This is a genomic window from Trinickia diaoshuihuensis, from assembly GCF_003390925.1.
Classification (GTDB): Bacteria; Pseudomonadota; Gammaproteobacteria; order Burkholderiales; family Burkholderiaceae; genus Trinickia; species Trinickia diaoshuihuensis.
Map to the genome: position 1 here is coordinate 169688 of NZ_QUBS01000088.1, position 26548 is coordinate 196235.

Consider the following 26548-nt stretch of genomic DNA (forward strand, 5'->3'; position numbering starts at 1 on the left):
GAATCGTTTCCAACGCGCTCCCAAGACGTGCCGGCCGGTCGCGTGGCAAATCCGCTCACGCCGATTGAGCGGCCTGAGCATCGAAAGCCGCGAGTAGGCTGCCTACACTTCGACGCGTATGCCGGTTGCCCGGCGAGCATGCCCATGCACCGTGGCCGAGCCCTGCGCGAAACGCGACAGTGTAAAGCCGGCCCGGCGCCGCGCCAAGCGGGCGCGGTCACGGCGCCGGCCGCCGCGGCCCGGTTCGTTTTCGACCTCTTCGCACGTTCGCACTGCCATGGATGAGTTCTATACCGAAGAACAACGAATGATCCGCGATACCGCGCGGCAATTCGCGACCGAATGCCTCGCGCCGCATGCGGCGCGGTGGGACCGCGAGGGCGCCTTGCCGGCGCATATCGTCCGGCAGATGGGCGAACTCGGCTTGCTCGGCATGATCGTGCCCGCGGAGTTGGGCGGCACCTATACCGATTACATCGCCTACGCGCTTGCGCTCGAGGAGATCGCGGCGGGCTGCGCGGCATGCGCGACGATGATGAGCGTGCATAACTCGGTCGGCTGCGGGCCGATCCTGAAGTTCGGTACCGCGGCGCAGCAAGAACGCTGGCTAGGCGATCTCGCGCTTGGCAAGACGATCGGCGCGTTTTGCCTCACCGAGCCGCATGCCGGTTCGGAAGCGAACAACTTGAAAACGCGCGCCGTCCTCGAAGACGGGCGCTGGGTCATCAACGGCAGCAAGCAATTCGTGACGAACGGTTCACGCGCCGGCGTCGCCATCGTGTTCGCCGTGACGGACCCCGAACGCGGCAAGCGCGGATTGTCCGCCTTCATCGTGCCGACCGATACGCCCGGCTTCATCGTCGGCCGGCCCGAGAACAAGCTCGGGATTCGCGCCTCGGATACCTGCCCGATCACGCTCGAATCGTGCGCCGTGCCGGAGGAAAACCTGCTGGGCGAGCGCGGAGAAGGTCTGAAAATCGCGCTGTCGAATCTGGAAGGCGGGCGCATCGGCATTGCCGCCCAGGCCGTGGGCATTGCCCGAGCCGCGTTCGACGCCGCCCGGGCCTATGCTGGCGAGCGCGTCCAATTCGGCAAAGTCATCAAAGAGCATCAATCGATTGCGAACATGCTCGCCGACATGACCACGCGCCTGAACGCCGCGCGGCTGCTCGTGCACCATGCCGCCCGGCTGCGCAGCGCGGGAATGCCTTGTCTATCCGAGGCCTCGCAGGCCAAGCTATACGCCTCGGAGGTCGCCGAAGACGTCTGCTCGAAGGCGATCCAAATCCACGGCGGCTATGGCTATCTGGCGGATTATCCCGTCGAGCGCCATTACCGCGACGCACGGATCACGCAAATCTACGAAGGGACGAGCGAGGTGCAGCGCATGGTGATCGCGCGCCATCTGTAGGCGCCCGGTACCGCCGCACCCGTTATGCTTCGTCGACATGAGGCATCGGCAACCGCCGAATAAAGCGCTTGCCGATGCGTTGAACTCAGGGCTCGAGCTGCCAACGCAGGACCGGATGGTTATAGCCGGCAGGCATCGACCACGCTCCGGTGTCCGTGAAATTCCAGCCGGAGAAGCTCGCCGGATTGGACATCTGGGCCGTGGTCAGGCCGTTCGAGGCCGAAATCGCCGTGCCGGAGCCCACACCGATGCCGGTGCCGGTCGTATCTTTGTTCCAGTACACGTCGTTCGCGATCGAGCCGATATCATTGATGGCCGCGATGCCGTAATTCTGCGGGCCGATCGGCAGGCCTTCGTTATCGACCGATTGTCCGCCTGTCACCGCCCCGGTCGCGAACGATTGGCTAATCGTGCCGTTGTTGGCGTACACGAGCCCCGCGGCGGCGCATGCGGTATACCAACACGCCGTCGATACGGTATCGGTTGCATACGACTGCGTAATCGTTCCGTTGTTGGTGCCCACGAGCCCGCCGGGGCTAGCAATCGAAGATGGACCGCCTGAGCCGACGTGCTCCGTCGCACTGATCGCCCCGGACGCGAACGATTGGGAAATCAGGCCGTCGTTCTCGCCAACGAGGCCGCCTATCATTCCGCCCACATATTCGACAACGTTGCTCGACGAACGCAAGATCGTTCCGTGATTGACGCCTACGAGCCCGCCTTCCGTCGCTTCATCGCCCGCATCGAGCATGGGATTCGTACTGATCGTGCCGGACGTATCGACGCGCACTATCTTCCCGTAGTTGTAGGCGGCCAATATCCCCGGGACACCGTAGACGTTGTAAGTGGTGATGTCCGCGTTGATCGACGCGTTGCCGTTCACGTTCAGGTCGCGCACTATAGCGGCTGCGCCCAGCGTTCCGAACAGCGCCACATTGCCGGTGTTTGCCTGCATCGTCAATGCCGCGATCGTATGGCCCCGTCCGTCGAATTGGCCCGTGAACGCGCCGTTGGCGGCCAGTTGAACGTATGAGCCATTGGCCGTGGCACTGGCATCGATGTCCCTACCGAGCGCATAGTTGCCGGCCAGATCGGCATTGACGTTTTCCAAATCGGCCAACGAATTGACGAGCGCGTAGCCGGTAATTTGCGTCAACAGGCCACTATAGGTCGGCGCGGTCCACGATGGGTTGGCGAGCAGGGTGCCGGGATGATAGGTACCGTTCATGTCGTGGAACAGGCTCACGATGCCTAGGCTCGTCGACCAATCCAACGCCCCGTTGTCGACGATGCTGCCGCCGTTGTCGATCGCTTGTGAGTCGGCGCGCAGCACCAAATTGCCGCTGCCCTGATTCTTCAACTTCGCGGCTGCTTCAATCGTCAGCGAATGATAGGCGCTGAGCGTGAGCGACGCCGCGCCGGTCCAGCCGATGGTCGAGGCCACGTCGATGTCGCCGCTCGTGCCGCCCGCGCCGGTGGTCTGCAGGTTGATGGACGTACCCGCGTCGAGATTGCGCTGGAAGACCGGCGCCGCCAAGCCGTCGATCGTAAAGCCGGGTACGGTGATATTCCATTGCCTTGCGGTCACGGTCGGGCCGCCCGCGATCCGCAACGTGGCGGCGTCGGTATCGACGGTGCCGCCGCTGCCGTCCGCATTGTCCGCTTGCACCGTGCCGTCGAGCCAGACTCTGCCCGTATCGGCGACGAGCCAGACGCGACCGCCACGCGTGGTAGTGCCCGTCGCGCGTAGAACGGAATGATTGCCGGCCAGCGCGTAGATATTTCCGTCGGCCGCTTGCAGGTTGATCTGGGCCGCTTCGATGGCGCCGCGATTGACGATCGTACCGTTGTTGCCGTTTTGGACGAACACTTGCCGGCCTTCGGTGGAATCCTGTAACAGCACCCGTTGCCCCGCGGCAATCTCTACGGTTCCATTGGGCGCGCTGATGCTGCCGACGTTATCGATCTCGCTGCTGGCGATGAGGAATACGTCGGCGCCGCTCGAGGCAATTTTGCCGAGGTTGACGACGGTGCCGGCGGCGGTCCCCAAGGGGCTCGAGAACGTCAGTGCCCCGCCGTTCATGAACGCGGCGTTGTCGGTATCCAATGAGGAAGCGACGAAGCGTCCGCCGGTGGAGACGACGCCGCTTTGGCCGACGACGATGCCTTGCGGATTGATCAGATAGACGCTGCCGGTCGCCGAAAGCGTACCGAGAATCGACGAGGGATTCCCACCGGTCACGCGGTTCAGCGTCGCGCCCGTGCCGTTGTTGATGGTCACGTGGTTACCGCCGCCGATGGAAAAGCTATTCCAATCGATGATGCCGCGACCGGATGTTTGGTTGATCTGCAGCGAAGTGGTATTACCCGTGATCGAACCGGTGCCGGCGACGAACTGCCCCCCGCTCGGCAACGGCCCGGCGGCTCGAGCGATGCCCGGCACAGCGAGCGATAGCGCGAGGAAGATCGGTGTGAGTGCCGGTAGCGTCGCGCGACGCAAGCGGCGAAATCGTTCGACTTTCGAGGTGACGAGCATCGCGGTTACCCCTGGATCTTTTTGGAAGATGTTCGAACCCACGCGGTGAACTCGGCCTCCACTCGACGAGTGGGATGCGGCTCATTCTATTTGTCTGATGAAAATGATCTACCGCTACGCACGCCATAAACGCAGTCGTTCGCGCCATCGTGGACTGGAATGAAGGGTCGATCGAAGCAGGTACCGCTTGCGCGAGGGATTACCTCTTAAGGATGGTTTAAGGCGCCATGCCCAATATTTGACCCCAGCTCTACGCGATGGAGGCCGGCCCGATGAATGACTCAAAAGAACTCGCCACGCCGCGCAAGGCGCGCACGATGCTGCGGCGCATCCTAAGCCATCACGAGCTGGCCACGCTGCTGCTGTTGCTGCACTCGCCCATCGATCTCTCCGCCAAACCTGAAATCCCGATGCTGCAAGAGGCCGGGCTCGTCGAGCCCGTCGAACTGGAATCGGGGGCTACCCGGTTTCAATTAACCGAAGACGGCACCGCCGTCTTACGCGGGCTCGGACTCAGTTAAACGCCGCCCCTCATCCCGGTCAACGCCACGTCCGCCTAACAGGTGGCAAATGCGCTCACGCAAAGTGAGCGGCTTGAGCATCGAAAGCGGCCGCCGCGCTGCCTACACTTCGACGCGTAACATATCGGCATAAGCGGCCAAAGATCCGCCATGCCCGGCGCATCGATCGGAGACAACGATGAACGCATCACAGCGCTTTCTAGCCGCGCGCGATTTCCTGCTGCGCCATCGGTCGGACTACGACCACGCCTATCGCCACTTCTCATGGCCCGAACTCGGCGAGTTCAATTGGGCGCTCGACTATTTCGATGAGATCGCACGCGGCAACGACGCCTGCGCGCTTTGGCTCGTCGATGGGAGCAGCGGGCTCGAAACGAAGCGCTCCTTTGCTCAGATGTCCGAGTGCTCGGCGCGCATTGCGAATTATTTGCGCGAGCTCGGCGTCGGCCGCGGCGACCGCGTTTTGCTGATGCTGCCGAACCGGGTCGAACTATGGGACGCGATGCTCGCCGCGATCAAACTCGGCGCGATATTGATGCCGGCGACCACGCAACTGTCCGCGGACGACTTGCGCGAACGCATCGAAATCGGCGTACCGCGCTTTGCGATCGTCGATGCCGCCGAATGTGCGAAGTTCGACGGTATCGAGGCGCCGCTCGTCAAGCTGGCCGTCGGCGCGCAAGTCCCAGCCGCGGGCTGGCACCGCTTCGAAGACGGCTATCGCGCCTCGCCGGCTTTCGAACCGCTTGCCGTCACCCGTGCGCGCGATCCCCTGCTGCTCTATTTCACGTCGGGCACGACCGCCAAGCCCAAGCTCGTCGAGCATACCCACGAAAGCTACCCGGCGGGCCATCTGTCCACCATGTATTGGATCGGCCTCCAACCGGGCGACATCCACTGGAACATCAGCTCGCCCGGGTGGGCCAAGCACGCTTGGAGCTGCTTTTTCGCACCATGGAATGCACAAGCCTGCGTCTTCGTCCTCAACTACGCGCGGTTCGATGCGAAGACCGTGCTCGAGACGCTCACGCGTTACGGCATCACCACGCTGTGCGCCCCGCCCACCGTCTGGCGCATGCTCGTGCAAGAGCCCCTCGCGTCGCACCGCGTGTCGCTACGCGAAATCGTCGGCGCCGGCGAACCGCTCAATCCGGAGATCATCGAGCGCGTCAAAACGGCTTGGGGCATCACGATCCGCGACGGCTACGGCCAAACCGAAACGACGTGTCAGATCGGCAATTCGCCGGGGCAACCCGTGGTGCCGGGCTCGATGGGCCGCCCGCTGCCGGGCTACCGGATCATGCTCGTCGATCCGGACGGCGAGCGCGCCGACGAAGGAGAAATCGCGGTGTTGCTCGGCTCCGAACCGGATGATGCGGACCGTGCTCAGCGCCCGCTGCCGCTGATGACGCGCTATGCGAACAACGCGGAGGCAACCGTGCACGTCACGCGCAATGGCCGCTATCACACGTCGGACGTGGCGATGCGCCGCGACGACGGCTACTACGTCTACATCGGCCGTGCCGACGACGTTTTCAAATCGTCGGACTATCGTTTGAGCCCGTTCGAACTCGAGAGCGCGTTGATCGAACACGAGGCCGTGGCCGAGGCCGCGGTCGTCCCCAGCCCCGACCCGCTCCGTCTTGCCGTTCCGAAGGCGTACGTGATGCTGCGCCATGGCTACACGTTCGGCCCCGAGCTTGCAAAAAGCATCTTCGCGTTTTCCCGCGCGCGGCTCTCGCCGTACAAGCGCATTCGGCGACTGGAAGCCTATGAGCTGCCGAAAACGATTTCCGGCAAGATCCGGCGTGTCGAATTGCGCCGCCGCGAGATCGAGCGCGGCGACGCGGCCGAGCGGCTGCCGGGCGAATACTGGGAAGAGGACTTCCCCGAACTACGTTGATTTACGAACCGATCAGGAGTCTATCGATGAGCACCCCTTCCGCCGCGGGCACGAACGTTCCGTCCGTCAAGCTGCTGATCAACGGCGAATTCGTCGAATCCGCTTCGACCGAGTGGCGCGATATCGTCAATCCCGCCACGCAGGAAGTCTTGGCGCGCGTTCCGTTCGCGACGCCCGACGAAGTCGATGCGGCGGTGGGCGCCGCCCAGGCCGCGTTCGCGCAATGGAAATCGACGCCGATCGGCGTACGCGCCCGCATCATGCTCAAATACCAGGCGCTGATCCGCGAGCACATGCCGCGCATCGCGAAAATTCTGACCGCCGAACAAGGCAAGACCCTGCCCGACGCCGAAGGCGATATCTTCCGCGGGCTCGAAGTCGTCGAGCATGCCGCGTCGATCGGCACGCTGCAACTGGGCGAATTCGCCGAGAACGTCGCCGCCAACGTCGATACGTACACGCTGCGCCAGCCGATCGGCGTCTGCGCGGGCATCACGCCGTTCAACTTCCCCGCCATGATCCCGTTGTGGATGTTCCCGATGGCGATCGTCTGCGGCAACACCTTCGTGCTCAAACCGTCCGAACAAGACCCGCTCTCGACGATGGCGCTCGTCGAACTCGCGCTCGAGGCCGGCATACCGCGGGGCGTATTGAACGTCGTGCATGGCGGCAAGGACGTCGTCGATGCGCTGTGCACGCACGAGGATGTGAAAGCGGTGTCGTTCGTCGGCTCGACAGCGGTCGGCACCCATGTCTACACGCTGGCGAGCGAACACGGCAAGCGCGTGCAATCGATGATGGGGGCGAAGAATCACGCCGTCGTATTGCCTGACGCCAATCGCGAACAAACGCTCAATGCGCTGGCCGGCGCCGGCTTCGGCGCGGCGGGCCAGCGTTGCATGGCCACCTCGGCCGTGGTGCTCGTGGGCGAGGCGCGCGAGTGGCTGCCCGATCTCGTCGGGCGCGCGAAGACGCTCAAAGTCAACGCCGGCACGGAGCCCAATACCGACGTGGGCCCGCTCGTTTCGAAAGCGGCCAAGGAACGCGTCGTGTCGCTCATCGCCAAGGGCGTCGAGGAAGGTGCGACGCTCTTGCTCGACGGCCGCGACGTGCGGGTGCCTGGCTATGAGCACGGCAACTTCGTCGGTCCGACGATCTTCTCCGACGTGACGACGGAGATGACGATCTACCGCACCGAGATCTTCGGTCCCGTGCTCGTCGTGCTGTCGGTCGATACGCTCGACGAAGCGATCGCGCTCGTCAACCGCAATCCGTTCGGCAACGGCGTCGGCCTATTCACGCAAAGCGGCGCCGCGGCACGCAAGTTCCAGAGCGAGATCGACGTCGGTCAAGTCGGCATCAATATTCCGATCCCCGTGCCGGTCCCGATCTTCAGCTTCACGGGATCGCGCGGCTCGAAACTGGGCGACCTGGGCCCGTACGGCAAACAGGTGGTGCAGTTCTATACGCAGACGAAGACCGTCACGGCGCGCTGGTTCGACGATGCGCCCGGCACGGGCGTGAACACGACGATCAACCTGCGCTGATACCCAAGCCGAGCACGACAACCGGAGACATTCGCCATGAAGATCGGATTCATCGGACTGGGCAACATGGGTGCGCCGATGGCGCGCAACCTGCTGAAAAACGGCCACGCACTGCAAGCGTTCGACTTGAACGAACCGGCGCTGCGCGCCCTCGCCGAGGCGGGCGCGACCGCGTGCGCTTCGCCGCGACAAGCGGCCGCCGATGCCGAACTCGTCATTACGATGCTGCCCGCCGCCGCGCACGTGCGCGCCGTGTTGACGGACGAGCACGGCGTGCTGGCCGGCATCGCGCCCGGGGTGACGATCATCGATTCGAGCACGATCGACCCGGCAAGCGCGCAGGCTTTCGCCAAGCTCGCGGCCGCGCACGGCAACGCGTTCGTCGATGCGCCCGTCTCGGGCGGCACGGGCGGCGCGGCGGCCGGCACGCTGACGTTCATGGTCGGCGCGAGCGAGACGCTATTCGCGCACGTTCAGCCCGTGCTGGCCGCGATGGGCAAGAATATCGTCCGATGCGGCGACACGGGCATGGGCCAGGTCGCGAAAATCTGCAACAATCTCCTACTCGGCATCACGATGACGGGCGTCGCCGAGGCGATGTCGCTCGGCACGGCGCTCGGCATCGATCCGAAAGTATTGGCGGGCATCATCAATACGTCGACGGGCCGTTGCTGGAGTTCGGATACCTACAACCCGTATCCGGGCATCGTCGAAACCGCACCGGCATCGCGCGGCTACACGGGCGGTTTCGGCGCGGATCTCATGCTCAAGGACCTGGGGCTAGCCACCGAAGCGGCTCGCGGCGCCAAGCAGCCGATCTTCCTCGGCGCGCTCGCGCAGCAGCTCTATCAAGCGATGAGCGCGAACGGCCAAGGCGGGTTGGATTTTTCCGCCATCATCTCTTTGTATCAACACCGCGCGGCGCGGCAATGAACGAGGCTCGGCCGCGCTTACCGTCCTGTATCGACCATGAATGGAGACAACGAATGAACGCACGTGTTGAACTCTCGGATGCCGGCCGCGACGGCGTACCGGGCGCCACGCCGCCGGCCGAGGGACGCGTGCTGACTCACGTCGTGAACGGCGTCGCGATTCTCACGCTCGATCGGCCGCACGCGCTCAATGCGCTCTCGCATGCGATGGTGCGCGAACTCGCCGAAGCCGTCGCGCGTTATCGCGACGACGACGCGATCGTCGCCTTGGTTCTGCGCGGCAGCGGCGAGAAAGGTTTTTGCGCGGGCGGCGACGTGCGCGCGCTCTATCACGCCGCGAACGCCGGCCGCGCCGAAGGCGATGACGGCTGGCGGCAGTTTTTCGTCGACGAATACCGGCTCGACTTCGCGCTGCACGCGTTTCCCAAGCCGATCGTCGCGCTCGCCGACGGCATCACGATGGGCGGCGGCATGGGCCTTGCGCAGGCCGCGTCGCTGCGCGTGGCGACCGAGCGCAGCAAAATCGCCATGCCCGAAACGCGGATCGGCTTTGTCCCCGATGTCGGCGCCACGCGCTTTCTGAGCGTCATGCCAACGGAACTCGCGCTTTACGTGGCGTTGACCGGCGCCGTACTGACGGGCGCCGACGCGGTGCGCTGCGGCTTGGCCGACGTTTGCGTCCAAAGCGAATGGCTGCAAGGATTCGAGGCGCGTCTGGCCGCCTTGCCCGCCGGCGAGGTCGGCGCGCGTCTGCGCGAGGCCTTCGTGCCGCCCGCCGCGCCGCTGCCGCCCGCGCCGATCGAAGGGGTGCTGCGCGGGATCGAAAAGCACTTCGCGGCCCGCTTGACCGTCGACGAAATGGCCGCCTCGCTGGCGGCCACGCTGATCTCGAACCCGCCCGCCGAAATGCGCGCGTGGCTACAGACGGCGCTCGATGCGCTGCACGGCTATTCGCCGACGATGCTCCACGTCACGCGCGAAGCGATCCTGCGCGGACGGCGCATCACACTGGCCGACGCCTACCGGATGGAACTCGGGATCGTCTCGCGCGCGATCGAGGAAGGCGATTTCCGCGAGGGCGTGCGCTCGCACCTGATCGACAAGGACCGCAGTCCGCGCTGGCAACCGGGCTCGCTGGCCGAAGTGCGGCAAGAGCGGATCGCGCACTTTTTGCGCTCGCCGTGGCCCAGCGCCCGGCATCCGCTCGCCGAACTCGGCGCCCTGCCGGAGCAGCGCGCCTCGCGACTGCCGTCGTAGGCGGCTAACCCACGTCGTCGTCAAGCGATCAAACCGACGCGATCAGCCCCATCGCGATCGCTTTGACGACCGCCTGCACCTTGTTGGTGGCGTTGAGCTTCAACAAGACGTTGTTGACGTGAAAGTTGACGGTCCGCTCCGAGATATTGAGGATCTGGCCGATCTCGCACGCCGTCTTCCCCTCGCCCGTCCAGCACAGCACTTCGCACTCGCGCGGCGTCAGCACGACGCCCGCTTCGGGCGCGAGCCGCGGCACGAGAAACTCGCTCATCAGCGAGTGCGACAAGTTCGCGAGCCAACTCGCCTGCAGCGTCAAGTCGTCGATTTCGCCGGTGCTGAGCGCGCCGTCGTGCCGAGCCATCGTCAGCAAACCGTAGACGCCATGCGCGGCCCAGCTCGAGTGGGCCACGCCCACGCGCAAGCCGAAATCGCGCGCATCGCTCCATAGCCGCGGCGCGTTGGCCGATGCTTCGGGCCACACGATGAGGCGCGAGCTCGTCATACCCTCGCGCACCGTCGGATCGACGTCGATGAAGTGGTTTTCCTGATAGTGCTTCATCCACCCCGACGGGTAGGTATCGAAGATGGCGACGGCCGGATTCGACACGGGCAGCGGTACGCGAATGCCGTAACAGCAGTACTCGAAGCCGAGCCGCTTGGCCAACCCCGCGATCCGGTCGAACAGTTGCCGCTCATCGCCCGCCGAGCGCAACTCCTCGTAACTATCTTGCCACCGCAACGGCGCTTCCATGAATACCCCAATTGATAAGTAACACGGGACACAAGGCTGTCATAGTTGCCAGGTCCCACGGCTGCGACAGGCTGCTACAGTCCGGCGCATGAGACACCCTTCCGCCACGCTGCCCAGCCTCCATGTCGACGGCTATGTCCGCCTCCAAGAGTGCGCGCTCGCCGGGCTCCATTTCGTCCACGTCGACTCCGCGCTCGACGACGGTCTGCTCGCGGAATTGCGCGCCGAAGGGGTCGATGCGAGCACCGCCGGCTACACCGAATGGCAGCGCCCGCGCGCGCCCGGCGCCGTGCACGTGACCCTCGGATGGGACTGGTACGTCGATCGCGCCTCGGGCGCCCTGCTGGTGGCCTGGAGCGATATTCGCAGCAACGTCATGTGCATCGACACGAACGGCGTCGACATGGGCATGAGCCATACGGCCCAAGCACTGCTGCGGCGCGTCGCGGGTCTGAACTGGCCGAACGCCGTCGCACAAGCCGCACTGGCCCCATGGGGCAACGCGGTCAACCGCGGCCCGACGCTCCAATAAGGCCGAGTGGGGTTGCCTAATCGGCAAGTCCGTACTCGATTCATCTGTAAATTCATCCACAGGTCTCATTTATAAGCAAATCGTCGGCTCATTTCAATCTCATTATTAGTTTGGACTGACTTGCCCGGAAGCTGAGCAGCGCTTCGGCAGGAAAAAGTGCGTCTTTTGTAGTCCTGTCAACGTTGACAGTTACCGACCCTCGGAGCGCGCGCTGTAATGCGCTCATCAAAAATCAAAAGCGAGGGATTTCATGCGGACTTCTGTTCACGGCGACGGGCGACTGCCCGAAGATCTCGATGCCGCGCTGGCGAATTACCGGCATCGGATTTTCGTCGAACTGTTGGGATGGCGTCTGCCGTGTGCCGATGATCGCTTCGAGCGTGACCAATACGACCGCGACGACACCGTGTATGTCGTCGCTCATGACGAATCGGGGGCCATTTGCGGTTGCGCGAGGCTGTTGCCAACTACCCGTCCTTACTTGTTGCAGGAACTCTTCCCGTCCTTGCTGGCCGACGGCATGACGCCGCCGAGCTCCGCGGACGTCTGGGAACTCTCGCGTTTTGCGGCCAGCACCTCCGATGGCGCCTTCGGGGAAGAGGCGGGAGCATGGGCCGTGCGCCCGATGCTCGCGTCCGTCGTCGAGTGTGCCGTCAAGCTGGGAGCGCGCCGTTTGATCGGCGTCACCTTCCTCAGCATGGAACGGCTCTTCCGCCGCGTCGGCGTCCACGCTCACCGGGCCGGGCCCGCGCAGCGTATCGATGGCCGGATGGTTGTCGCTTGCTGGATCGATCTCGATGCTCAAACGTTGACGGCGCTCGGCCTCGATCCGGCGCTGGCCGTGCACACCGAGGAGCGCGAGCCGGCTTTGCTGGCCTTGGCCTGACACGCTCGCTGCGGGCCGCTCTCCGGGGTTCGCGAAGGAGCGGCGGCGACCGCCTTCCAAGTTCGGCCGCTTGGCCGATCACGCGCGGCGCGTATCTGTGGTTTTCCACGAAGCCCTCGCTTGCACGCTACCGCGCGACGAGGCCGCCTATGCGCTCGGATCGGCGCCGCGGCCCGCTGGCGTAATGTAGAAGGAGAAACACCGTGTATATCACTCGCGACCTGCCGGCACCCGTTTTCGACGACGATTTCACCGCCCGGACCCGAATCGAGGTTCGATACGTCGACCACCCGGTTTCGATGCCCCTGACGCGGCTGGATCGGCACGGGTTGACCGTCACTGTCGCCCATGCCGAACAGCCGGTCATCGGTCTGCCGCGGCGCGCGCTGATCGTTGCCGATGGCGCGACGCTTTGCGAGTTGCGCCTCGTCGCGCGCTCGACGGCTCCGCTGCAAGGCGATTGCGTTGCGGCGACGCTGCAACCTTCGCGTGCCGACGATCATGATCTGCTTTGGCAGGCGTTACGCGCCTATCAACTGCACCTGTGCGCCGTCGCCTCGGGCGACGAATCGGCTCGATGGGCCGGGCCCATGGCCGGCGAAGCCGTTGCGACGACGCCCCATGCGGTTCGAACGCCGCGCGGCGTGACGCGGAGCACCGCCCTCCCGGCGCGGGCGTCCGAGGGTCCTCATGCGACGGCGTCGCTGTGGGAAAGCGAATCCGGTTTGCACAGCGTCGTTTCGTGCGATGCGGCGTTTAGCTTGGCGAGCCAAGAAGATGCTTGGTTTTTCTCGCATTGGCTCGATTACCACTTCGAGGAAATCCGCGCTTGGGCGAGGATGAGCGACGGCGCAGCCGACCTGCGCGAGATTTTCATGCGCGTCGCCGATCACGAGGTAGAGGTTCGTTTCGTCTTCCAATCTTCGGAGCGGGCCATGCGAGCCGCCACGGAAACGGCCTGCGGCTGCATCAAGGCGGAGGCCGCTCGCCAACTCGCGATGACGATCGACTACTGCTTGCCGGGTACCGGAGCTACTTTGGCTTCGCCGATAGTATGGTCCGGGCGCGGGGCGGGCGGCCGGTCGGGGGCGAGCGTTTGCGCGTTTTCCTCGAAGTAACGCGTCGGCTAGGTCGGTCTGGATAGGTCACCGAAAGGCAAAGCCCGCGGTGACCGCCGGATGAGCATTGGATAATTGTTGCGTTGTCGCGCTCAAAGCGGGTAGACGCGCAACGACTTGACCGACATCGCGTGGCCGGCCGGATCCGCGGGAATCTTGCCGGCGTAGTCCATCAGTGCCGACGACAGACGGATATCGGCCCGGCCGTTGATCGAGCCGTTCGTGCGGATCGCCGCTACGGGCTCGCCATCCACCTCGAACACGATATCGCTTGCGGTCCACAACACGCCGAAATCGTGAAAATCGCTGGAAAAATTGTCGGCGAAGCGGCTGTCGAAGCCGACCGCGAGCGGGAATGCACCGTCGATTTTGTTGTTATCGTGGAGCGTCATGCGATCGATATTGGGGTAATGCAATTCGCAGATGTCGATCTCGAAGTGATCGTCGGTGACGAGCCAGAACGCGTTATTTAGACCATCGATATCGGCGGCCCTAATGCTCGCTTCATAAAAGCCGTAGCCAAAGCGTTGCCGGCTGATGATGAAGCCGGTCGACCATCGCGCCCGGCAACCCGCGGCATCACGAGTCTGCAATTGCAGTCCGGACTCTGTCGCGACGGCGTTTTCAGGCCGCCGGCACGATTTCAGATAGTCGTCGGACTGCGCCTGCCAGTCGGAGCCGAGCGCCCCCGGATCGGAAAAGCCGGTGACGAAAAGCGGGCTGCCGTGCCGCCCGGCGCGGTAGCGCTGAATCGCCGCTCGATCGGCTTCGGTAATAGGCCGCCTCGTGCCCCATGACTGGTCGGGGTTACCCCATGTCAGTTTTTGCAGGCTCGCGGCTCGCGATAGGCAGGGTAAGCACAGGACCAGTACAACGAGAAACGCGAATTTCAGCGGACGCATGCGAACCACCTCTCGAGTTTTCGCTAGGCTGCACTATAGCAATAGCCGATTTGGCCAGTACGCGAAAATACGTGGGATAGGTTCCTAATGGTTCCGAATGTGTAGCAGCGTGAACGCCGCAACGAGGCGGCCGCCCGAGGCGGCCAGCCATCGCTCAGTGCACTTTCGGAAAGCCGTGACGCTCCGCCAACAGCGCGAGAATTCGCTTCGAATCGGTCACGAAGCGCTTGTCGCCGAGCGTTTGCGCGTCGTCGGGGACAGGGTATTCGTCGCCCAAGACCAAAGCCGGCAACCCCTGATGCGCTTCGTCGAGCGCCGCGATCACGTCCGGCCTCGGGCGCGGGAACGGGACGCGTTTGATATCTAGCCGAGCCGTGCGCGCCGGGTCGCTCGCGAGCAGCCCTTCGATCGGCGCACCATGAGGGCAGATGAAACGTTCGCCAGGATAGGCGGGATCGGTAAAACCCGGTTCGAGCAACAGCAGCAAATCTCGACTCATAATTCGACACTCTCCTTCAAGGATGAGCCGGCGGCTCTGAAACGAGCGCGACCTTCGCGTAGCCGGCGTCGTTGATTTCTCCCATCGTCGCGATGACCTTCCCATAGGGCAGCGTCTGATCGCCGCGCAGATAGATTCGGCGTTCGCGATCGCCGCTCGATGCCTGCGCGAGCACGGGCAGCAGGGTATTTTCGTTGACCGCGGTTTTGTCGACGTACACCTGGCCATGCGCATCGAGGCTCACCGCGATCGGCGGCTTTTCTTCATTCAATGGCTTGGCATTGCTCGTCGGCAAATCGACCTTCACACCCGACGCCATCAACGGCGCTGCAATCATGAACACGATCAGCAGCACGAGCATCACGTCGACGAGCGGCGTGACGTTAATGTCGCTAACCGGTACGCCGTAAGTCGCACCCGGCCCATAGCCCGAATTGGGTAGACGCACGCCCATGTCAGGCTCCCGTCGCGGCCACGCCGCCGGTCGCGAAACCGGCCGCATGGCCTGCCGTCTCGCCGCCCGTCCCGCGCGCGGCGGCACCCGCGTGATTCAAGCCGTGCGCGCCGTTCGAATGAGCGAGCTGGGTATCGCCGGCTTCGAGCGCTCGCGACAGCTCCACTTCGACGATTCCGGCCAGGGAGCCGAGGCGATTCGCGTAGACGCCGAGGTCGCCGGACGCGCGGTTATAGGCCACGACAGCCGGAATCGCGGCGACGAGCCCGAGCGCGGTGGCAAAGAGCGCCTCCGAGATGCCGGGCGCCACGACGGCGAGGCTCGTGTTGTTAGTCGCCGCGATACCTTGGAACGCGTTGATGATGCCCCACACCGTGCCGAACAACCCGATGAACGGCGCAACCGACCCGACGGTCGCCAGCAACGGCAAGCCGCGCTGTAATCGCTCGATTTCGACGCCGGTCGCGATATGTGCGACTCGCCCGATGCGCTCCTTCAAGGCATCGCGAGCGGCGGGCGTATGCGTCAACTGCGCCGCATGGCTTCGATCCCACTCGCCGGCGATCGCCGCATGGACGCTCGCGAATGGATCGGACGGCGCTTTCGCGAGCGCCTCGGATAGCGCCGCGAGTCCATCGGGCTGCGCGAGCGCCGCATGCCAGCGCGCGGCGCGCTCGCGCAATTCGCGAAAGCGCAAGAGCTTGTCGGCGATAACGGCCCAGCTCGCGAGCGAAGCGAGCACGAGTACCGCCATGATCGTCTTGACGACGGGATCCGCCTGCAAAAAGAGTCCCCACGGAGAGAGATGCTGCGCGATTTGAACAGTGCTCATGAAATGACGTCCTCAACGATGATGCGGGGCAAGCCGTCAATCGGCCTGATAAACGATGGTGCCTTGGAGCACGTAGGAAGAGCCGCCCAACTCCGGCAGCCGCGGGAACGGCGCCGCGGCACGAATGGCGTCGTTCGCGGCCGTGTCGAGCGTATCGTCGCCCGAAGAACGCAATTCGCAGCGCAAGAGCGTTCCGTCGGGCGCCAACGTCAAGCGATAACCGACGCGCCCTTCCAAGTGTTTGAAGCGCGCGATGCGCGGATAGTGCTCGGCCGCACTGCTGTTGATGCGCTCGAACACCCGGTTGACGTAGTCGGACGGGATGCCGTCCTGGCTAATCACACGCGGGGCCGGTGGCGCGGACGGTGCGGGCGGCGCAGGCGGTGCGGCCACGACGGGCTGCGGCGCGGCCGGTTGCGCGGGCGGTGTGGCAATCTGCGCCGTTGCGGGCGGCGCGGCTACCGTACGCGGCTGCGGCTGCATGCTACGCACCGGCTGCGGCGCCACATGCGGCACGTTAGGCCGCGCGGGCTCGGCGCGCTTGAGAGGTTGCGGCTCGGGCTGCTCGACTTTTGGCGGCACTACTTTGACGGGCTGCGGCGCGGGTCGCTCGAGTATCAGCGTGATCGCCTTCTCGGGCGCAGCGCTGTGCGGTTCGTACGCGGACCATGCGGCCAGCGCCGCGAGCGCCACCGCATGCAGCGCGACGGACGCCAGTAGGCCACGCTGCTCGCGCCACGCCGACGCTTGACGGCGCACGGACGCGGTACGCGCATCGAGCAGCGGCCATGCAAGTGCGGAACCGTCGTTCATCAGAGCACCTTCGACAAAAACTCGCGCGTGCGCGGATGCTCCGGCGAACCAAGCACCCTTTCGGGCGAGCCTGTTTCGACGATACGGCCGCGATCCATGAACACGATCGTATCGGCCACTTCCCGCGCAAAGCCGATCTCATGGGTGACGATGATCAGCGTCGTCCCCGAGCGCGCCAATTGACGAATCACATCGAGCACTTCGGTCACGAGCTCGGGATCGAGTGCCGAGGTTGGTTCGTCGAACAACAATACTTTCGGTTTCAACGCGAGCGCGCGCGCGATCGCCACGCGCTGTTGCTGCCCGCCCGATAGCTGCCGCGGCCATGCATCGGCCTTGTTCGCCAAGCCCACCCGCGCGAGCAGCTCGCGCGCAAGCTGCTGCGCCTCGGCGCGCGGCACGCCCGCCGCGACGGGCGCTTCGACGATGTTCTCCAGCACGCTCAAATGCGGAAAGAGGTTGAAGCCCTGGAACACCATGCCGACGTCGACGCGCCGCGATAGGATGTCTTTTTCCTTGAGCTCGTACAGCGTGCGGCCCTCGCGGCGGTAGCCGAGCAACTCGCCGTCGACGTCGATGAAGCCGTCGTCCAGGCGCTCGAGATGGTTGATCGAGCGCAGCAGCGTCGATTTGCCCGAGCCCGATTGACCGAGTACGACCGTTACGCTGCCCGAAGGCACGGTCAGCGAGATGTCGTCGAGCACCTTCTGCGCACCGAAGCTCTTCGACACGCGATGAATGCGCACCGTACCGCCCGTGCGGTGCTCGGCCCAGCGCGCGGCGGCCGCCGCGTCGATCGACTGGGCCGGCGCGGCCGCCTGCGCGCTGGCGCTCGTCCGTCGCTCGTCGCGCAAGCGGGCACGCCATCGCGCGATCTGCGCGCCGATCTTCGAAGGCACGGGATTGCGCGTCGCACCGCGCGCGAAATAACGTTCGACGTGCACCTGAATGGCGGACAGGACGGTCAAGATGATCAGGTACCAAACCGTCGCGACCATCAACAACGGAATCACCTCGAGGTTACGGTGGTAAATGATCTGCACCGTATAGAACAATTCGGGCATCGCCAGAACATAGACGACGGACGTGCCCTTGGCGAGCCCGATGATGTCGTTGAACGCGGTCGGCACAATCGAGCGCATCGCCTGGGGCAGCACGATGCGACGGACTTGGCGGCCGCGCGGCAAGCCCAGCGCCGCTGCCGCCTCTAACTGCCCTTGATCGACCGATAGGATCCCGCCCCGAACGACTTCCGCTGAAAACGCCGCATGATTGAGCGCGAGCCCGAGTACGGCCGCGAGGAACGGCCCGATCAGTTCGGTGGTCGGTTGCTCGAAGAACGTAATGTGCGTAAACGGCACGCCAAGCCAGACGTGCTCGTACAGATAGCCGAGATTGTTCAAAATCAACAGCAGCACGATAAGCGGGATCGAGCGGAAAATCCAAACGAACGCCCAGGCGCACGCAGCGAGCAACGGCGAACGCGAGACGCGCGCCAGCGCCACCGGTACGCCGAGCGCAAAGCCGATCAACGCGCCCAGCGCGGTCAGCAGCAGAGTCCGGCCCAGCCCCGACAGCACCGGTTCGGCGAAGAACCAATGCGCGAACACGTCCCAGCCCCAGCGCGGATTGCCGAGCACCGAGTTACCGACGATCGCGATCAATACGGCCGCCAGTAGCGTGCCGGCCGTCCGCGCGCGATTGCGCGCGGGCACGATACGGTAATGCGAATAGTCGTCGGGCTGGCGCGCGTCGGCGCCGAGCAGATTGGCGGGCGCGGGAGTATGCAACAGGGAATCGCTCATGATCCGCTCCTTCTTGCTCGCGTGCTCAGGCCGTTTCCGCGAGCGCGTACCGGCTCTCGCGTCGCGGCAACCCGAGGTGATCGCGCAGCGTCTTGCCGGCCGGCGCGCGGCTATAGCGGCCGCGCGCCTCGAGCACCGGCAGCACGTGCGCGACGAAATCGTCGAGCCCTTGCGCTTGCACGGGGAAGCCGAGAATGAAGCCGTCGGCGGCGCCAAGGTCGATCCAGCGGATCAACGTGTCGGCGATTTCCTCACCCGTGCCGATGAACTGCGTGCGCGGGGTCGCGACGTTGAGCGCGACTTCGCGCAAGGTCAAGCCGTCCTTGCGCGCGTCGGCCTTGATCCGGTCGGTCGTCGATCGGAAGCTGTTCTTGCCGAGATCGCCGAGTTCGGGGAACGGCGCATCGAGCGGATACTGACTGAAATCGTGGTGATCGAAGAAGCGTCCAAGATACGCCAACGCCTCGTCGATGTTGAGCAGGTTGCGGATCGCATCGTGCTTGGCTTCGGCCTCTTCGCGCGTCGCGCCGACGATCGGTCCGATACCCGGATATATCTTCACGTCGTCGGCGGAGCGCCCGTGCTCGACCGCGCTTTGCCGTACGCGCTCCCTGAACTCGCGTGTTTCTTCGAGCGACGGCGAATGCGTGAATACCGCGTCCGCGTATTTGCCGGCGAGCGCGATGCCCGCGTCGGACGAGCCTGCTTGAAAGATCACGGGCTGTCCTTGCGGCGAGCGCTGGATATTGAGCGGCCCGGCCACCTGGAAGAACTTGCCCTTGTGATCGAGCGTATGCAACTTGTCGCGGTCGAAGAAGCGCCCGGTCGCACGGTCGCGGACGAAGGCATCGTCGTCCCAGCTATCCCAGAGCCCCTGCGTGACGCTCAGATATTCGTCGGCGATTTCATAACGCAACGCATGATCGGGATGCGAGCCGCCATAGTTCTTGGCGGTGCCTTCGAGCGGCGTCGTCACGACGTTCCAGCCCGCTCGTCCGCCGCTGATCAAATCGAGCGACGCGAACTGACGCGCGACCGTGAACGGATCGCTGTACGACGTGGAGACGGTGCCGGCCAGGCCGATCGTCTTCGTCACGGTCGCCAGCGCCGACAGGATCGATATCGGCTCGAAGCGGTTCAGGAAGTGCGGGATCGACTTCTCGTTGATGTACAGGCCATCGGCGACGAACGCGAACGCGAAGCCGTTCGCTTCGGCCTTGCGCGTGACCTCGATGATGAAATCGAGGTTCACGCTGGCATCGGCCGGCCCCGACGGATGCTTCCAGGAGTTCATATGGCCGCCTGCGCCGTGCAGCATGATGCCGAAATTGACGTTACGCTGAGTAGTCATGCGAGGAATCCTTTTCTTCAAGCGGATAGCGGGTATCGGGCTAAACGAAATTCAGAGCGCCGTGGCGTGAATCGCACCGGCCAGCAGCTCCACCGAACCGAGCCGCAGCGCATAGTCGGTGACGGGCGAGTCGATCACGAACTCGTCGATGCCGTAGCGCGCGTGCAGCGCATCGAGCTCGGCGTGTACCGTATCGGGCGTGCCGGCGATCACGTGCGGGCGAGTCTCCTCCAATCGATAATCGGCGATGCCCGCTTGCCGCGCGAATTCGGCGGCGGCTTCCGGGCTCGGCAAATTGACGCTCTGCCCGCTTGCGAAGTGCACCTTGAAAATGCGCAGCGGCCCGACCTGCCGTTGCGCTTCGGCCTGCGACTCCGCGGCGAAGGCATACAGCGCAAGCAACGGCGCACGCCCGGTTGCGTTGCGATAGGCGTCGACCGAACGCTCGATATTGGCCTCGTCGCCGTTGAAATGCCCCGCGTAGCAAAACTCCCAGCCATAGCGCGCGGCAAGCAAGGCGCTCCCTGGGCTGCCGCCCAGCACGATGCGCTGCGGCGCCTCGGGCGGCACGGGCAGCGCGATCGCGCCCGCGAGCGGATGATCTTCCGCGACGCCCCATTTTAGAAACGCATCCAGTTCGGCGAGCTGGTGCTCGAAGTCGGGCTTTTTGGCCTTGTCGTGAAACCACTGCAGCGCGCGTGTCGTCAGCGGCAAACCGCCGGGTGCCTTGCCCACGCCGAGATCGACGCGGCCCGGCGCCAGCGTCGCGAGCAGCTTGAACGATTCGGCCACCTTGAATGGGCTGTAGTGCTGCAACATGACGCCGCCAGAGCCGACGCGAATACGCGACGTATGCGCCAATACATGCGAGACGACGATCTCCGGCGCCGAACTAGCCAGCCCGGTCGCGCCGTGATGTTCGGCGAACCAATAGCGCCGGTAGCCGAGTGCCTCGGCCCGCTGTGCGAGCCGCACCGAAAATCGCAGCGCATCTTGGGCGGTCGCTCCCTCGGCGACCGGGCTCTTATCGAGAATCGAAAGCGAATAGGCCATCAATGAAATCCGGATTGATGCGGGCTGACCCGCGCAGCCAATGGCTGATCAAGCGGTTGAACGGTTGCCGTGCGCGGCGGGGAACTCTGACTACTCATTATGGTGAATCGAGCTTGCGCGCGTTGCGATAAATGCTGCTATCGATATTTACGAGCAGGTCAAATGGTTTTGCCGATTAAAACTGATAGCGCGCGCGTAAATAGTAGAAACCGCCGTTCGTGCCGATCTGCGAGCCGTAGGCGTCGTACTGGAAGCCCTCGAGCTGCGCGATCGCCGGCAGCTTGCTCGGATAGGCATCGAACAGATTGTTCGCACCGAGCGCGACTTGCAGGTGGCGATTGACGTCGTAGCGCACTTCGAGATCGGTGATGTACTTCGGCGCGTTGTGAAACTCGAGGAAGTTCGTCGTCGAAAACGCATTGGGGCCGGTGAAGTACGTGGCTTGCGTCGTAGTCGGGCCATAACGCGTTTCATGCAAGCTGACCGCCCACTGATCGAGATGCCACGTACCGCCCACGATGATCTTGTTCTTCGGCGTCGACGTACTGAGCCACGCTACCTGCTGCGCGTTCAGCGCGGGACGACCGTTCTGGCCGGGCGCGATTCCCGTGACCGACGTATTGTTCAAGTTCACGCCGAGGTCCCAATCGACGCGCCCCCAACGCCCGAAGCTCGAGTGATAGGTGCCGGTCAAGTCGATGCCGCTCGTGCGCGTGCTCGCACCGTTCGTGAAGTAGCTGGCGGATACCGCGCTTGCCGGCACGGTCGATGGAATGGCGATGCCCGCCGCGCTCATCGCCGCGATCGCCGCGGCGCCCGAGGCCGTGCCGCCGATGACGATACGATTGCGGATATTGATCTGATAGGCGTCGATCGTCACATTGAGATCGTGCACGGGATTGAGCACGAGCCCCAGGTTGTAGTTCGTCGACGCTTCCGGCCTGAGCGGCGCGGCGCCGATCAGGCGCGCGGCATTCGAATTCGCCGCGAGGAGCCCTTGCGCCGAGGCAGGCGACACGTTCAGGTTGGTGAAATACTCCTCGGCGAGCGACGGCGCCCGAAAGCCGGTGCTGACGCTGCCGCGCACCGCGATCCGCGGCGTGAAGTCGTAGCGCGTGGAAATCTTGCCGTTGGTGGTGTCGCCGACGTCGCTGTAGTGCTCGTACCGCCCGGCCAACTCGACCTGCCATTTCGGCGTGAGCTTCGTCGATAAATCGATGTAGGTGCCCAGCACGTCGCGCGAGTTGTTGCTCGCGCTGACCGGCGCGAAACCCGGCAACGCTTGGGCACCGCCATCGAGATACGAAGCGGGTTCGCCCGCCCCGACTTGGTAGGTCTCGTGCCGCTGCTCAAGGCCGACGGAAACATTGACCGGAGCCGGCAGCAACGGAAGCCGGAACGGCCGCGACAAGTCGAGGTTGCTGGTCCATTGACGGCTTTCCAGACTGCCGAGGCGAAAATCGGTCGGCGTCGTTCCGGTCGCCGCGAAAAGGCCGCTATTCGCGGAGTTCACCATCCCGAGGCCGTTGTAGTCGCCGCCGTAGGTCGAGCTCAAGTCCCACGTCCAGCCGAACAGATGTTCGCCTTTGGCGCCGACCGTGAACGAGTAGTCGTTCTCGTTGACCGTCTCTTGCGGCGAGAAGCCGTTCGGGTACACGGCCGGCAGGACGATCGGCGGACGGTAGTTCTGGTAGGCGGCCGCGTTGCGATGGGCATACGTACCGAAGCCGTACAACTCGACGTCGTTGCTGACGAAATACCCTGCGTTGAAGCCGACCGTTTCGCGCGTGCTCGACGGGTCTCCCTCGATCGGGTTGTACAAACCGTGCGGATAGGCCCCGAAGTAATCGTCCAAGCCCGTACGGACCGTGTGATTGCGCCGATCGTACTCGGCGCTCAAGTCGAGGAAGCCGTTTTGCCCGAGTGCGATCGCGGCCGTGGCCGAGTTGCTCTGTCGCAGCCCGTCGCCTTTGTAGGTCTGTCCCGTTGCATTCTCGATCGAACCGCCATGCGTATCGGACTTCAGAATGATGTTGATCACGCCCGCGATGGCGTCGGAGCCATACTGGGCCGACGCGCCGTCGCGCAGGATTTCGATGTGGTCGACGAGGCCGACGGGGATCGTGTCGATATCGACGCCGGTCGAGCCTTGCTGCGGACCGCTATCGAGCGAGACGTTCGCCGACGTATGGCGCCGCTTTCCGTTCACGAGCACGAGGACGTGATCGGGGGACAGACCGTGCAAGGTCAGCACGTCCTTGAGCACGGCGGTATCGCCCGCATATTCCTGGCGCGCGATCGCCGGCGAGATCGCGATCAGCGCATCGCGCAGATTTTGTTGACCGGTTGCCTGAAGATCCTTCGCGCCGATCACGTCGACGGGACTCAAGCTCTGCGCTGCCTTCTTGTCCGTTTCGCGCGTGCCGGTACTGACCACGACGTCCTGGACGGTGCCCGCGAACGTCCCCTGCTGCCCCGAGACCGGCGCGCCCTTCTGCTCATCGGACGGCGCGGCCGCCGCCGCACCGCTTGCCAGCATGAACGCGGCAAGCACGGCTGCGCGCTTGCGTTGCGTCTTCGCATCCGCGCGCACGCGGCCCCTGTTTCCGGTCGTCTTTTTCATAGAATTTCGTTCGATTATTAATTCGTAGTACTAAGTAATGATGGCATGAAAATGGAGGCGATACGCTTTCGGCGAGTTGCGTGAATTCAGGTCTTCGGCAACCCCGGCGGATTCGTCTGTGCCTTGTCGAGTGCTTCCGATTCGAGATTCCAGCGCTCGAGCACCTGGCGGTACTTTCCGTCTTGAATTAAATCGTTGAGTAAGATCGTGAGCGGCGCGGCGAGCCCGCTACCCTTTCGCGTGGTGATCGCGAGATCGGCGGTGCGGGGCCACCCGCCGCTAATCGAACCCACGGGTCGAATCTTGCCTTGCTGCGCCTGTTGATAGGAAAGCAGCGCGTTGACGCTCAAGACGATATCGGCGCGCCCCGAGAGCAGCGCCACCGAACGCACCGCGGGGTCGTCGTAGTATTGCACCTGAACCGGCTTCAGTCCGTGCGCGACGTTCTCTTTATCCCATTCGAGCAGGATCTTTTCCTGATTCGTGCCCGCATCGGTAATGACACGCAAGCCGGCAATATCCTTGGGCTCGCGAATCGACTTGATCGAGCTGCCGTTCGCGACGTAAAAGCCGAGTTGATCGCGACGATAGGTCGAGAAGTCGAACTTCTCCTTGCGCTCCTCCGTCACCGTGACGTTCGCAATGACCGCATCGACTTTTCCCGACTGCAACGCGAGCGGCCAGTCGGGCCATGACAGCGCGACGATCTTCAGCTTGCGGCCCAGACCGTCCGCGACCAATTGCGATAAATCGGGATCGAAACCAACGAGCGTCTTCGCATCGGTCGCGTAGGCGCTGAGCGGCGGCGAACCCGCGGAAACGCCGATCGTCAGCACGTCTTTCTCGACGAACGGGAACGACGGCGGAACGGCGGCGATGGCCGCCGCATCGGCCGTGGCCCGGATGCGTCCAGGCTGCTGTGGGCTCAGATCGAGCGGATGCGCCGCCAAGACCGAATGGGATGCGGCAAACGAGAGGGCGAAAAGCGCCGGCGCGAGCGTGCGCGCGAGGTTGCGACTAAGGATCGTCATGATGGTCAGGCGAGTGAAGAATACGGACAGGCGCTTCGAGAAGCCTTGCCTACTTATTGAAGCCCAGCGGCTCGAGCGGTCGCAGATCGTCGAGCGTCTCGGTGCGCTCGGGTTCGATCAGGTCCTTGCCGAACGGCAGTACGAGATGGACCTCCGGCGCAATGGACCGATCGAACAACGGCGTGTAACCCGAACGCTCGTACAAGGCCCATGCTTCGGGCTGCTTGAAACCGGTGGTCAGATAGATCCGTCGATACCCTTGCTTCAGCGCGCGCAGCTCCAGCGCCTCGACGACGCGGCGCGCGAGGCCCTGGCGGCGCAGATCCGCATGCGTCCAAATGCGCTTGAATTCCGCCGTGCGCGCATCCTTGCGCTTGAAACCGCCGCCGCCGATCGTTACCCCGTCGCGCAAGAGGAGTACGAACGCACCCTCGGGCGGGGCGAACAGTTCGGCCGGATAGCGCGCCAGTTCCGCCGCCGCGGCGGCGTCGCTATTCTCGCGATACTCGCGATAGCGCGTGGCATATTCGTATTGCAATGCGTCGATTAACGGCCCCGCGGCTGGGTCCGACGGGGAAGCATCGACAATGGTGTCGTTCGTGGCCATCGTTGTACGCTCATGATGACCTGACCCACCGGATATAACCCGGGCGGTCAGGTGATAAGGATTGTTTCGAAATAACCGATTCAGTGAAATCTCAATTCGCTTCAGAAACAATACCCGAGCACCACTCGCCGATTAACCAACATTTTCCTATATCGATAGTCGCGCTGTTCCCTCTTTAGATATCGTCGGGTTCGGCAAGATGGAATAAGCAATCGCCGCGCTGTACCGCGGCCTGCGCGCGTTTGCAGACCACGAGCCCGCCGCCCTCGAACCGCATCGTGACGGGGCCGCGCAACGGCGTATCGGGAAAATGAATCCGGGCGGCGCTCTGCCCTGCTTCGACGGTATCGCCGAGCTCGACGAGCGGCTCGAAGACACCGCGCTCGTAGGCATACACGTAATGACGCGAGCCCGAGACGCGCATGAAGCGTGTCTCGTGGGGCGGCCGTTCGGGCACGAGCGGGCCGTGGAGCACGCCGACATGGCCGAGCCAATGCAGCAAGCCTTGCCGCGCTTCGCGCAACAGCGCAGATTGCACCGTGCCGCCGCCGCCGAGCTCCGTCAGGATCGAAATCGCCCCTTGGCGCAGCGCGCCGGTCGCGGCATGCACGGGATTGGGCGGGTGCAAGAACGCGCGCGGCAGCCCGAAGGCTGCCAGCAGCGCGCGCAACTGGTCGTGCTCTTTCGCGTCGCGGGGCTCGATCGCGAGCATGTTCGCCCCGTCATACACGAGCGAGCTGCCGCCGGAATGCAGATCGATGAGGTACTGCACACGCGCCAACAGCGTGTTTTCGATGTAGTCCGCGATGACCTGCGTGGGAGTCCCCGTCGGATCGCCGGGGAAACTCCGGTTCAGATTGCCGCCGTCGAGCGGCGAGGTGCGCAAACCCGCTTCCGCGGCCGGAAAATTCGCCATCGGCAAGAAGATGATCTGACCGCGTATCCATTGCGGTTCGATCTCGCGCATCAGTTGCGAGACCAGGATCTGGCCTTCGTATTCGTCGCCGTGGTTGCCGGCCATCAGCAGGACGGCCGGGCCTTCGCCGTTGCGCACCGAGGCGATCGGGATCGGAATCCAACCGTAGGCCGACCGGTGAACCGAATGAGGCAGTCGCAGATACCCGCTATGAAGGCCGTCCGCATCCAGATCGATTTCACTGCGAATAGGGTTCATTTGAAGCATG

At 64.1% G+C, this 26548-nt stretch carries 23 protein-coding genes; 9 read left to right on the forward strand and 14 right to left on the reverse strand.

Going from position 1 to position 26548, the window contains the following annotated elements:
- Positions 1-277 precede the first annotated feature (277 nt).
- Positions 278-1411, forward strand: a complete 1134-nt coding sequence (locus DXT59_RS26960; RefSeq protein WP_116141035.1) for an acyl-CoA dehydrogenase family protein — start codon at positions 278-280, stop codon at positions 1409-1411.
- Between the two features lie 85 nt (positions 1412-1496).
- On the opposite strand, the gene DXT59_RS26965 is transcribed toward DXT59_RS26960, so the two are convergent.
- Entirely contained in the window at positions 1497-3989 is a 2493-nt protein-coding gene (locus DXT59_RS26965) for a two-partner secretion domain-containing protein (protein ID WP_240324700.1), read from the reverse strand.
- Positions 3990-4219: 230 nt separating this feature from the next.
- Here DXT59_RS26965 and DXT59_RS26970 point away from each other — a divergent pair, with 230 nt between their 5' ends.
- The 5 genes from DXT59_RS26970 to DXT59_RS26990 all read left to right on the forward strand — a co-directional run bounded on the left by DXT59_RS26970 (position 4220) and on the right by DXT59_RS26990 (position 10107).
- Positions 4220-4468, forward strand: a complete 249-nt coding sequence (locus tag DXT59_RS26970) for a hypothetical protein (RefSeq protein WP_116141179.1) — start codon at positions 4220-4222, stop codon at positions 4466-4468.
- A 178-nt stretch (positions 4469-4646) separates the two neighbouring features.
- Positions 4647-6371, forward strand: coding sequence for an AMP-binding protein (locus DXT59_RS26975; RefSeq protein ID WP_116141039.1), 1725 nt, complete (start codon positions 4647-4649; stop codon positions 6369-6371).
- Positions 6372-6397: 26 nt separating this feature from the next.
- Positions 6398-7918 (forward strand): CoA-acylating methylmalonate-semialdehyde dehydrogenase, encoded by a 1521-nt coding sequence (locus DXT59_RS26980; RefSeq protein ID WP_116141041.1) that lies wholly within the window; start codon positions 6398-6400, stop codon positions 7916-7918.
- Positions 7919-7954: 36 nt separating this feature from the next.
- Positions 7955-8851: a 3-hydroxyisobutyrate dehydrogenase gene (gene mmsB / locus DXT59_RS26985; RefSeq protein ID WP_116141043.1), complete on the forward strand. Its 897-nt coding sequence runs from the start codon at positions 7955-7957 to the stop codon at positions 8849-8851.
- Between the two features lie 53 nt (positions 8852-8904).
- Positions 8905-10107: an enoyl-CoA hydratase/isomerase family protein gene (locus DXT59_RS26990; RefSeq protein WP_116141045.1), complete on the forward strand. Its 1203-nt coding sequence runs from the start codon at positions 8905-8907 to the stop codon at positions 10105-10107.
- Positions 10108-10135: 28 nt separating this feature from the next.
- Here the strand turns inward: DXT59_RS26990 and DXT59_RS26995 are convergent, their stop codons facing one another.
- A complete protein-coding gene (locus DXT59_RS26995) occupies positions 10136-10858 on the reverse strand; it encodes an autoinducer binding domain-containing protein (RefSeq protein ID WP_116141047.1) in 723 nt (240 codons plus the stop codon).
- Positions 10859-10946: 88 nt separating this feature from the next.
- On the opposite strand from DXT59_RS26995, the gene DXT59_RS27000 reads away from it, so the two are divergent.
- The 3 genes from DXT59_RS27000 (at position 10947) to DXT59_RS27010 (ending at position 13394) form a co-directional block, all read left to right on the forward strand.
- On the forward strand, positions 10947-11390 hold the full coding sequence (locus DXT59_RS27000; RefSeq protein WP_116141049.1) for a DUF4902 domain-containing protein: 444 nt from the start codon (positions 10947-10949) through the stop codon (positions 11388-11390).
- A 250-nt stretch (positions 11391-11640) separates the two neighbouring features.
- Complete coding sequence (locus DXT59_RS27005) at positions 11641-12276, forward strand: acyl-homoserine-lactone synthase (protein ID WP_116141052.1); 636 nt, start codon at positions 11641-11643, stop codon at positions 12274-12276.
- Positions 12277-12479: 203 nt separating this feature from the next.
- Positions 12480-13394: a hypothetical protein gene (locus tag DXT59_RS27010; protein WP_162878258.1), complete on the forward strand. Its 915-nt coding sequence runs from the start codon at positions 12480-12482 to the stop codon at positions 13392-13394.
- Between the two features lie 92 nt (positions 13395-13486).
- Here the strand turns inward: DXT59_RS27010 and DXT59_RS27015 are convergent, their stop codons facing one another.
- From DXT59_RS27015 to DXT59_RS27070, 12 genes are all read right to left on the reverse strand, one after another.
- A complete protein-coding gene (locus DXT59_RS27015) occupies positions 13487-14296 on the reverse strand; it encodes a glycoside hydrolase family 16 protein (protein ID WP_116141056.1) in 810 nt (269 codons plus the stop codon).
- A gap of 154 nt (positions 14297-14450) precedes the next feature.
- A complete protein-coding gene (locus DXT59_RS27020; protein WP_116141058.1) occupies positions 14451-14795 on the reverse strand; it encodes a DUF3088 domain-containing protein in 345 nt (114 codons plus the stop codon).
- 16 nt (positions 14796-14811) lie between these two features.
- Entirely contained in the window at positions 14812-15249 is a 438-nt protein-coding gene (locus tag DXT59_RS27025; protein WP_116141060.1) for an ExbD/TolR family protein, read from the reverse strand.
- Position 15250: 1 nt separating this feature from the next.
- Entirely contained in the window at positions 15251-16081 is an 831-nt protein-coding gene (locus DXT59_RS27030) for a MotA/TolQ/ExbB proton channel family protein (RefSeq protein ID WP_116141062.1), read from the reverse strand.
- Between the two features lie 36 nt (positions 16082-16117).
- Complete coding sequence (locus tag DXT59_RS27035; RefSeq protein WP_116141064.1) at positions 16118-16894, reverse strand: TonB family protein; 777 nt, start codon at positions 16892-16894, stop codon at positions 16118-16120.
- Positions 16894-18699: an amino acid ABC transporter permease/ATP-binding protein gene (locus DXT59_RS31470; RefSeq protein ID WP_116141066.1), complete on the reverse strand. Its 1806-nt coding sequence runs from the start codon at positions 18697-18699 to the stop codon at positions 16894-16896. The genes DXT59_RS27035 and DXT59_RS31470 overlap by 1 nt, the downstream gene beginning before the upstream one ends.
- A 25-nt stretch (positions 18700-18724) precedes the next feature.
- The gene (locus DXT59_RS27045) at positions 18725-20050 is read right to left on the reverse strand and encodes an LLM class flavin-dependent oxidoreductase (RefSeq protein WP_116141068.1); all 1326 of its coding nucleotides are present in this window, start codon (positions 20048-20050) and stop codon (positions 18725-18727) included.
- A gap of 51 nt (positions 20051-20101) precedes the next feature.
- Complete coding sequence (locus tag DXT59_RS27050) at positions 20102-21103, reverse strand: LLM class flavin-dependent oxidoreductase (RefSeq protein ID WP_116141071.1); 1002 nt, start codon at positions 21101-21103, stop codon at positions 20102-20104.
- A gap of 175 nt (positions 21104-21278) precedes the next feature.
- A complete protein-coding gene (locus DXT59_RS27055; RefSeq protein ID WP_116141073.1) occupies positions 21279-23726 on the reverse strand; it encodes a TonB-dependent receptor plug domain-containing protein in 2448 nt (815 codons plus the stop codon).
- A gap of 86 nt (positions 23727-23812) precedes the next feature.
- The gene (locus tag DXT59_RS27060) at positions 23813-24757 is read right to left on the reverse strand and encodes an ABC transporter substrate-binding protein (protein WP_116141075.1); all 945 of its coding nucleotides are present in this window, start codon (positions 24755-24757) and stop codon (positions 23813-23815) included.
- 49 nt (positions 24758-24806) lie between these two features.
- Positions 24807-25364: a GNAT family N-acetyltransferase gene (locus DXT59_RS27065; protein WP_116141077.1), complete on the reverse strand. Its 558-nt coding sequence runs from the start codon at positions 25362-25364 to the stop codon at positions 24807-24809.
- Positions 25365-25539: 175 nt separating this feature from the next.
- Entirely contained in the window at positions 25540-26547 is a 1008-nt protein-coding gene (locus DXT59_RS27070) for a succinylglutamate desuccinylase/aspartoacylase family protein (RefSeq protein WP_116141079.1), read from the reverse strand.
- Between the last annotated feature and the right edge of the window lies 1 nt (position 26548).

Coding starts and splice junctions, on each gene's coding strand:
- DXT59_RS26960 (WP_116141035.1), top strand. CDS start 278: ATGGATGAGTTCTATACCGAAGAACAACGAATGATCCGCGATACCGCG.
- DXT59_RS26970 (WP_116141179.1), top strand. CDS start 4,220: ATGAATGACTCAAAAGAACTCGCCACGCCGCGCAAGGCGCGCACGATG.
- DXT59_RS26975 (WP_116141039.1), top strand. CDS start 4,647: ATGAACGCATCACAGCGCTTTCTAGCCGCGCGCGATTTCCTGCTGCGC.
- DXT59_RS26980 (WP_116141041.1), top strand. CDS start 6,398: ATGAGCACCCCTTCCGCCGCGGGCACGAACGTTCCGTCCGTCAAGCTG.
- mmsB (WP_116141043.1), top strand. CDS start 7,955: ATGAAGATCGGATTCATCGGACTGGGCAACATGGGTGCGCCGATGGCG.
- DXT59_RS26990 (WP_116141045.1), top strand. CDS start 8,905: ATGAACGCACGTGTTGAACTCTCGGATGCCGGCCGCGACGGCGTACCG.
- DXT59_RS26995 (WP_116141047.1), bottom strand. CDS start 10,858: ATGGAAGCGCCGTTGCGGTGGCAAGATAGTTACGAGGAGTTGCGCTCG.
- DXT59_RS27000 (WP_116141049.1), top strand. CDS start 10,947: ATGAGACACCCTTCCGCCACGCTGCCCAGCCTCCATGTCGACGGCTAT.
- DXT59_RS27005 (WP_116141052.1), top strand. CDS start 11,641: ATGCGGACTTCTGTTCACGGCGACGGGCGACTGCCCGAAGATCTCGAT.
- DXT59_RS27015 (WP_116141056.1), bottom strand. CDS start 14,296: ATGCGTCCGCTGAAATTCGCGTTTCTCGTTGTACTGGTCCTGTGCTTA.
- DXT59_RS27020 (WP_116141058.1), bottom strand. CDS start 14,795: ATGAGTCGAGATTTGCTGCTGTTGCTCGAACCGGGTTTTACCGATCCC.
- DXT59_RS27025 (WP_116141060.1), bottom strand. CDS start 15,249: ATGGGCGTGCGTCTACCCAATTCGGGCTATGGGCCGGGTGCGACTTAC.
- DXT59_RS27030 (WP_116141062.1), bottom strand. CDS start 16,081: ATGAGCACTGTTCAAATCGCGCAGCATCTCTCTCCGTGGGGACTCTTT.
- DXT59_RS27035 (WP_116141064.1), bottom strand. CDS start 16,894: ATGAACGACGGTTCCGCACTTGCATGGCCGCTGCTCGATGCGCGTACC.
- DXT59_RS31470 (WP_116141066.1), bottom strand. CDS start 18,699: ATGAGCGATTCCCTGTTGCATACTCCCGCGCCCGCCAATCTGCTCGGC.
- DXT59_RS27045 (WP_116141068.1), bottom strand. CDS start 20,050: ATGACTACTCAGCGTAACGTCAATTTCGGCATCATGCTGCACGGCGCA.
- DXT59_RS27050 (WP_116141071.1), bottom strand. CDS start 21,103: ATGGCCTATTCGCTTTCGATTCTCGATAAGAGCCCGGTCGCCGAGGGA.
- DXT59_RS27055 (WP_116141073.1), bottom strand. CDS start 23,726: ATGAAAAAGACGACCGGAAACAGGGGCCGCGTGCGCGCGGATGCGAAG.
- DXT59_RS27060 (WP_116141075.1), bottom strand. CDS start 24,757: ATGACGATCCTTAGTCGCAACCTCGCGCGCACGCTCGCGCCGGCGCTT.
- DXT59_RS27065 (WP_116141077.1), bottom strand. CDS start 25,364: ATGGCCACGAACGACACCATTGTCGATGCTTCCCCGTCGGACCCAGCC.
- DXT59_RS27070 (WP_116141079.1), bottom strand. CDS start 26,547: ATGCTTCAAATGAACCCTATTCGCAGTGAAATCGATCTGGATGCGGAC.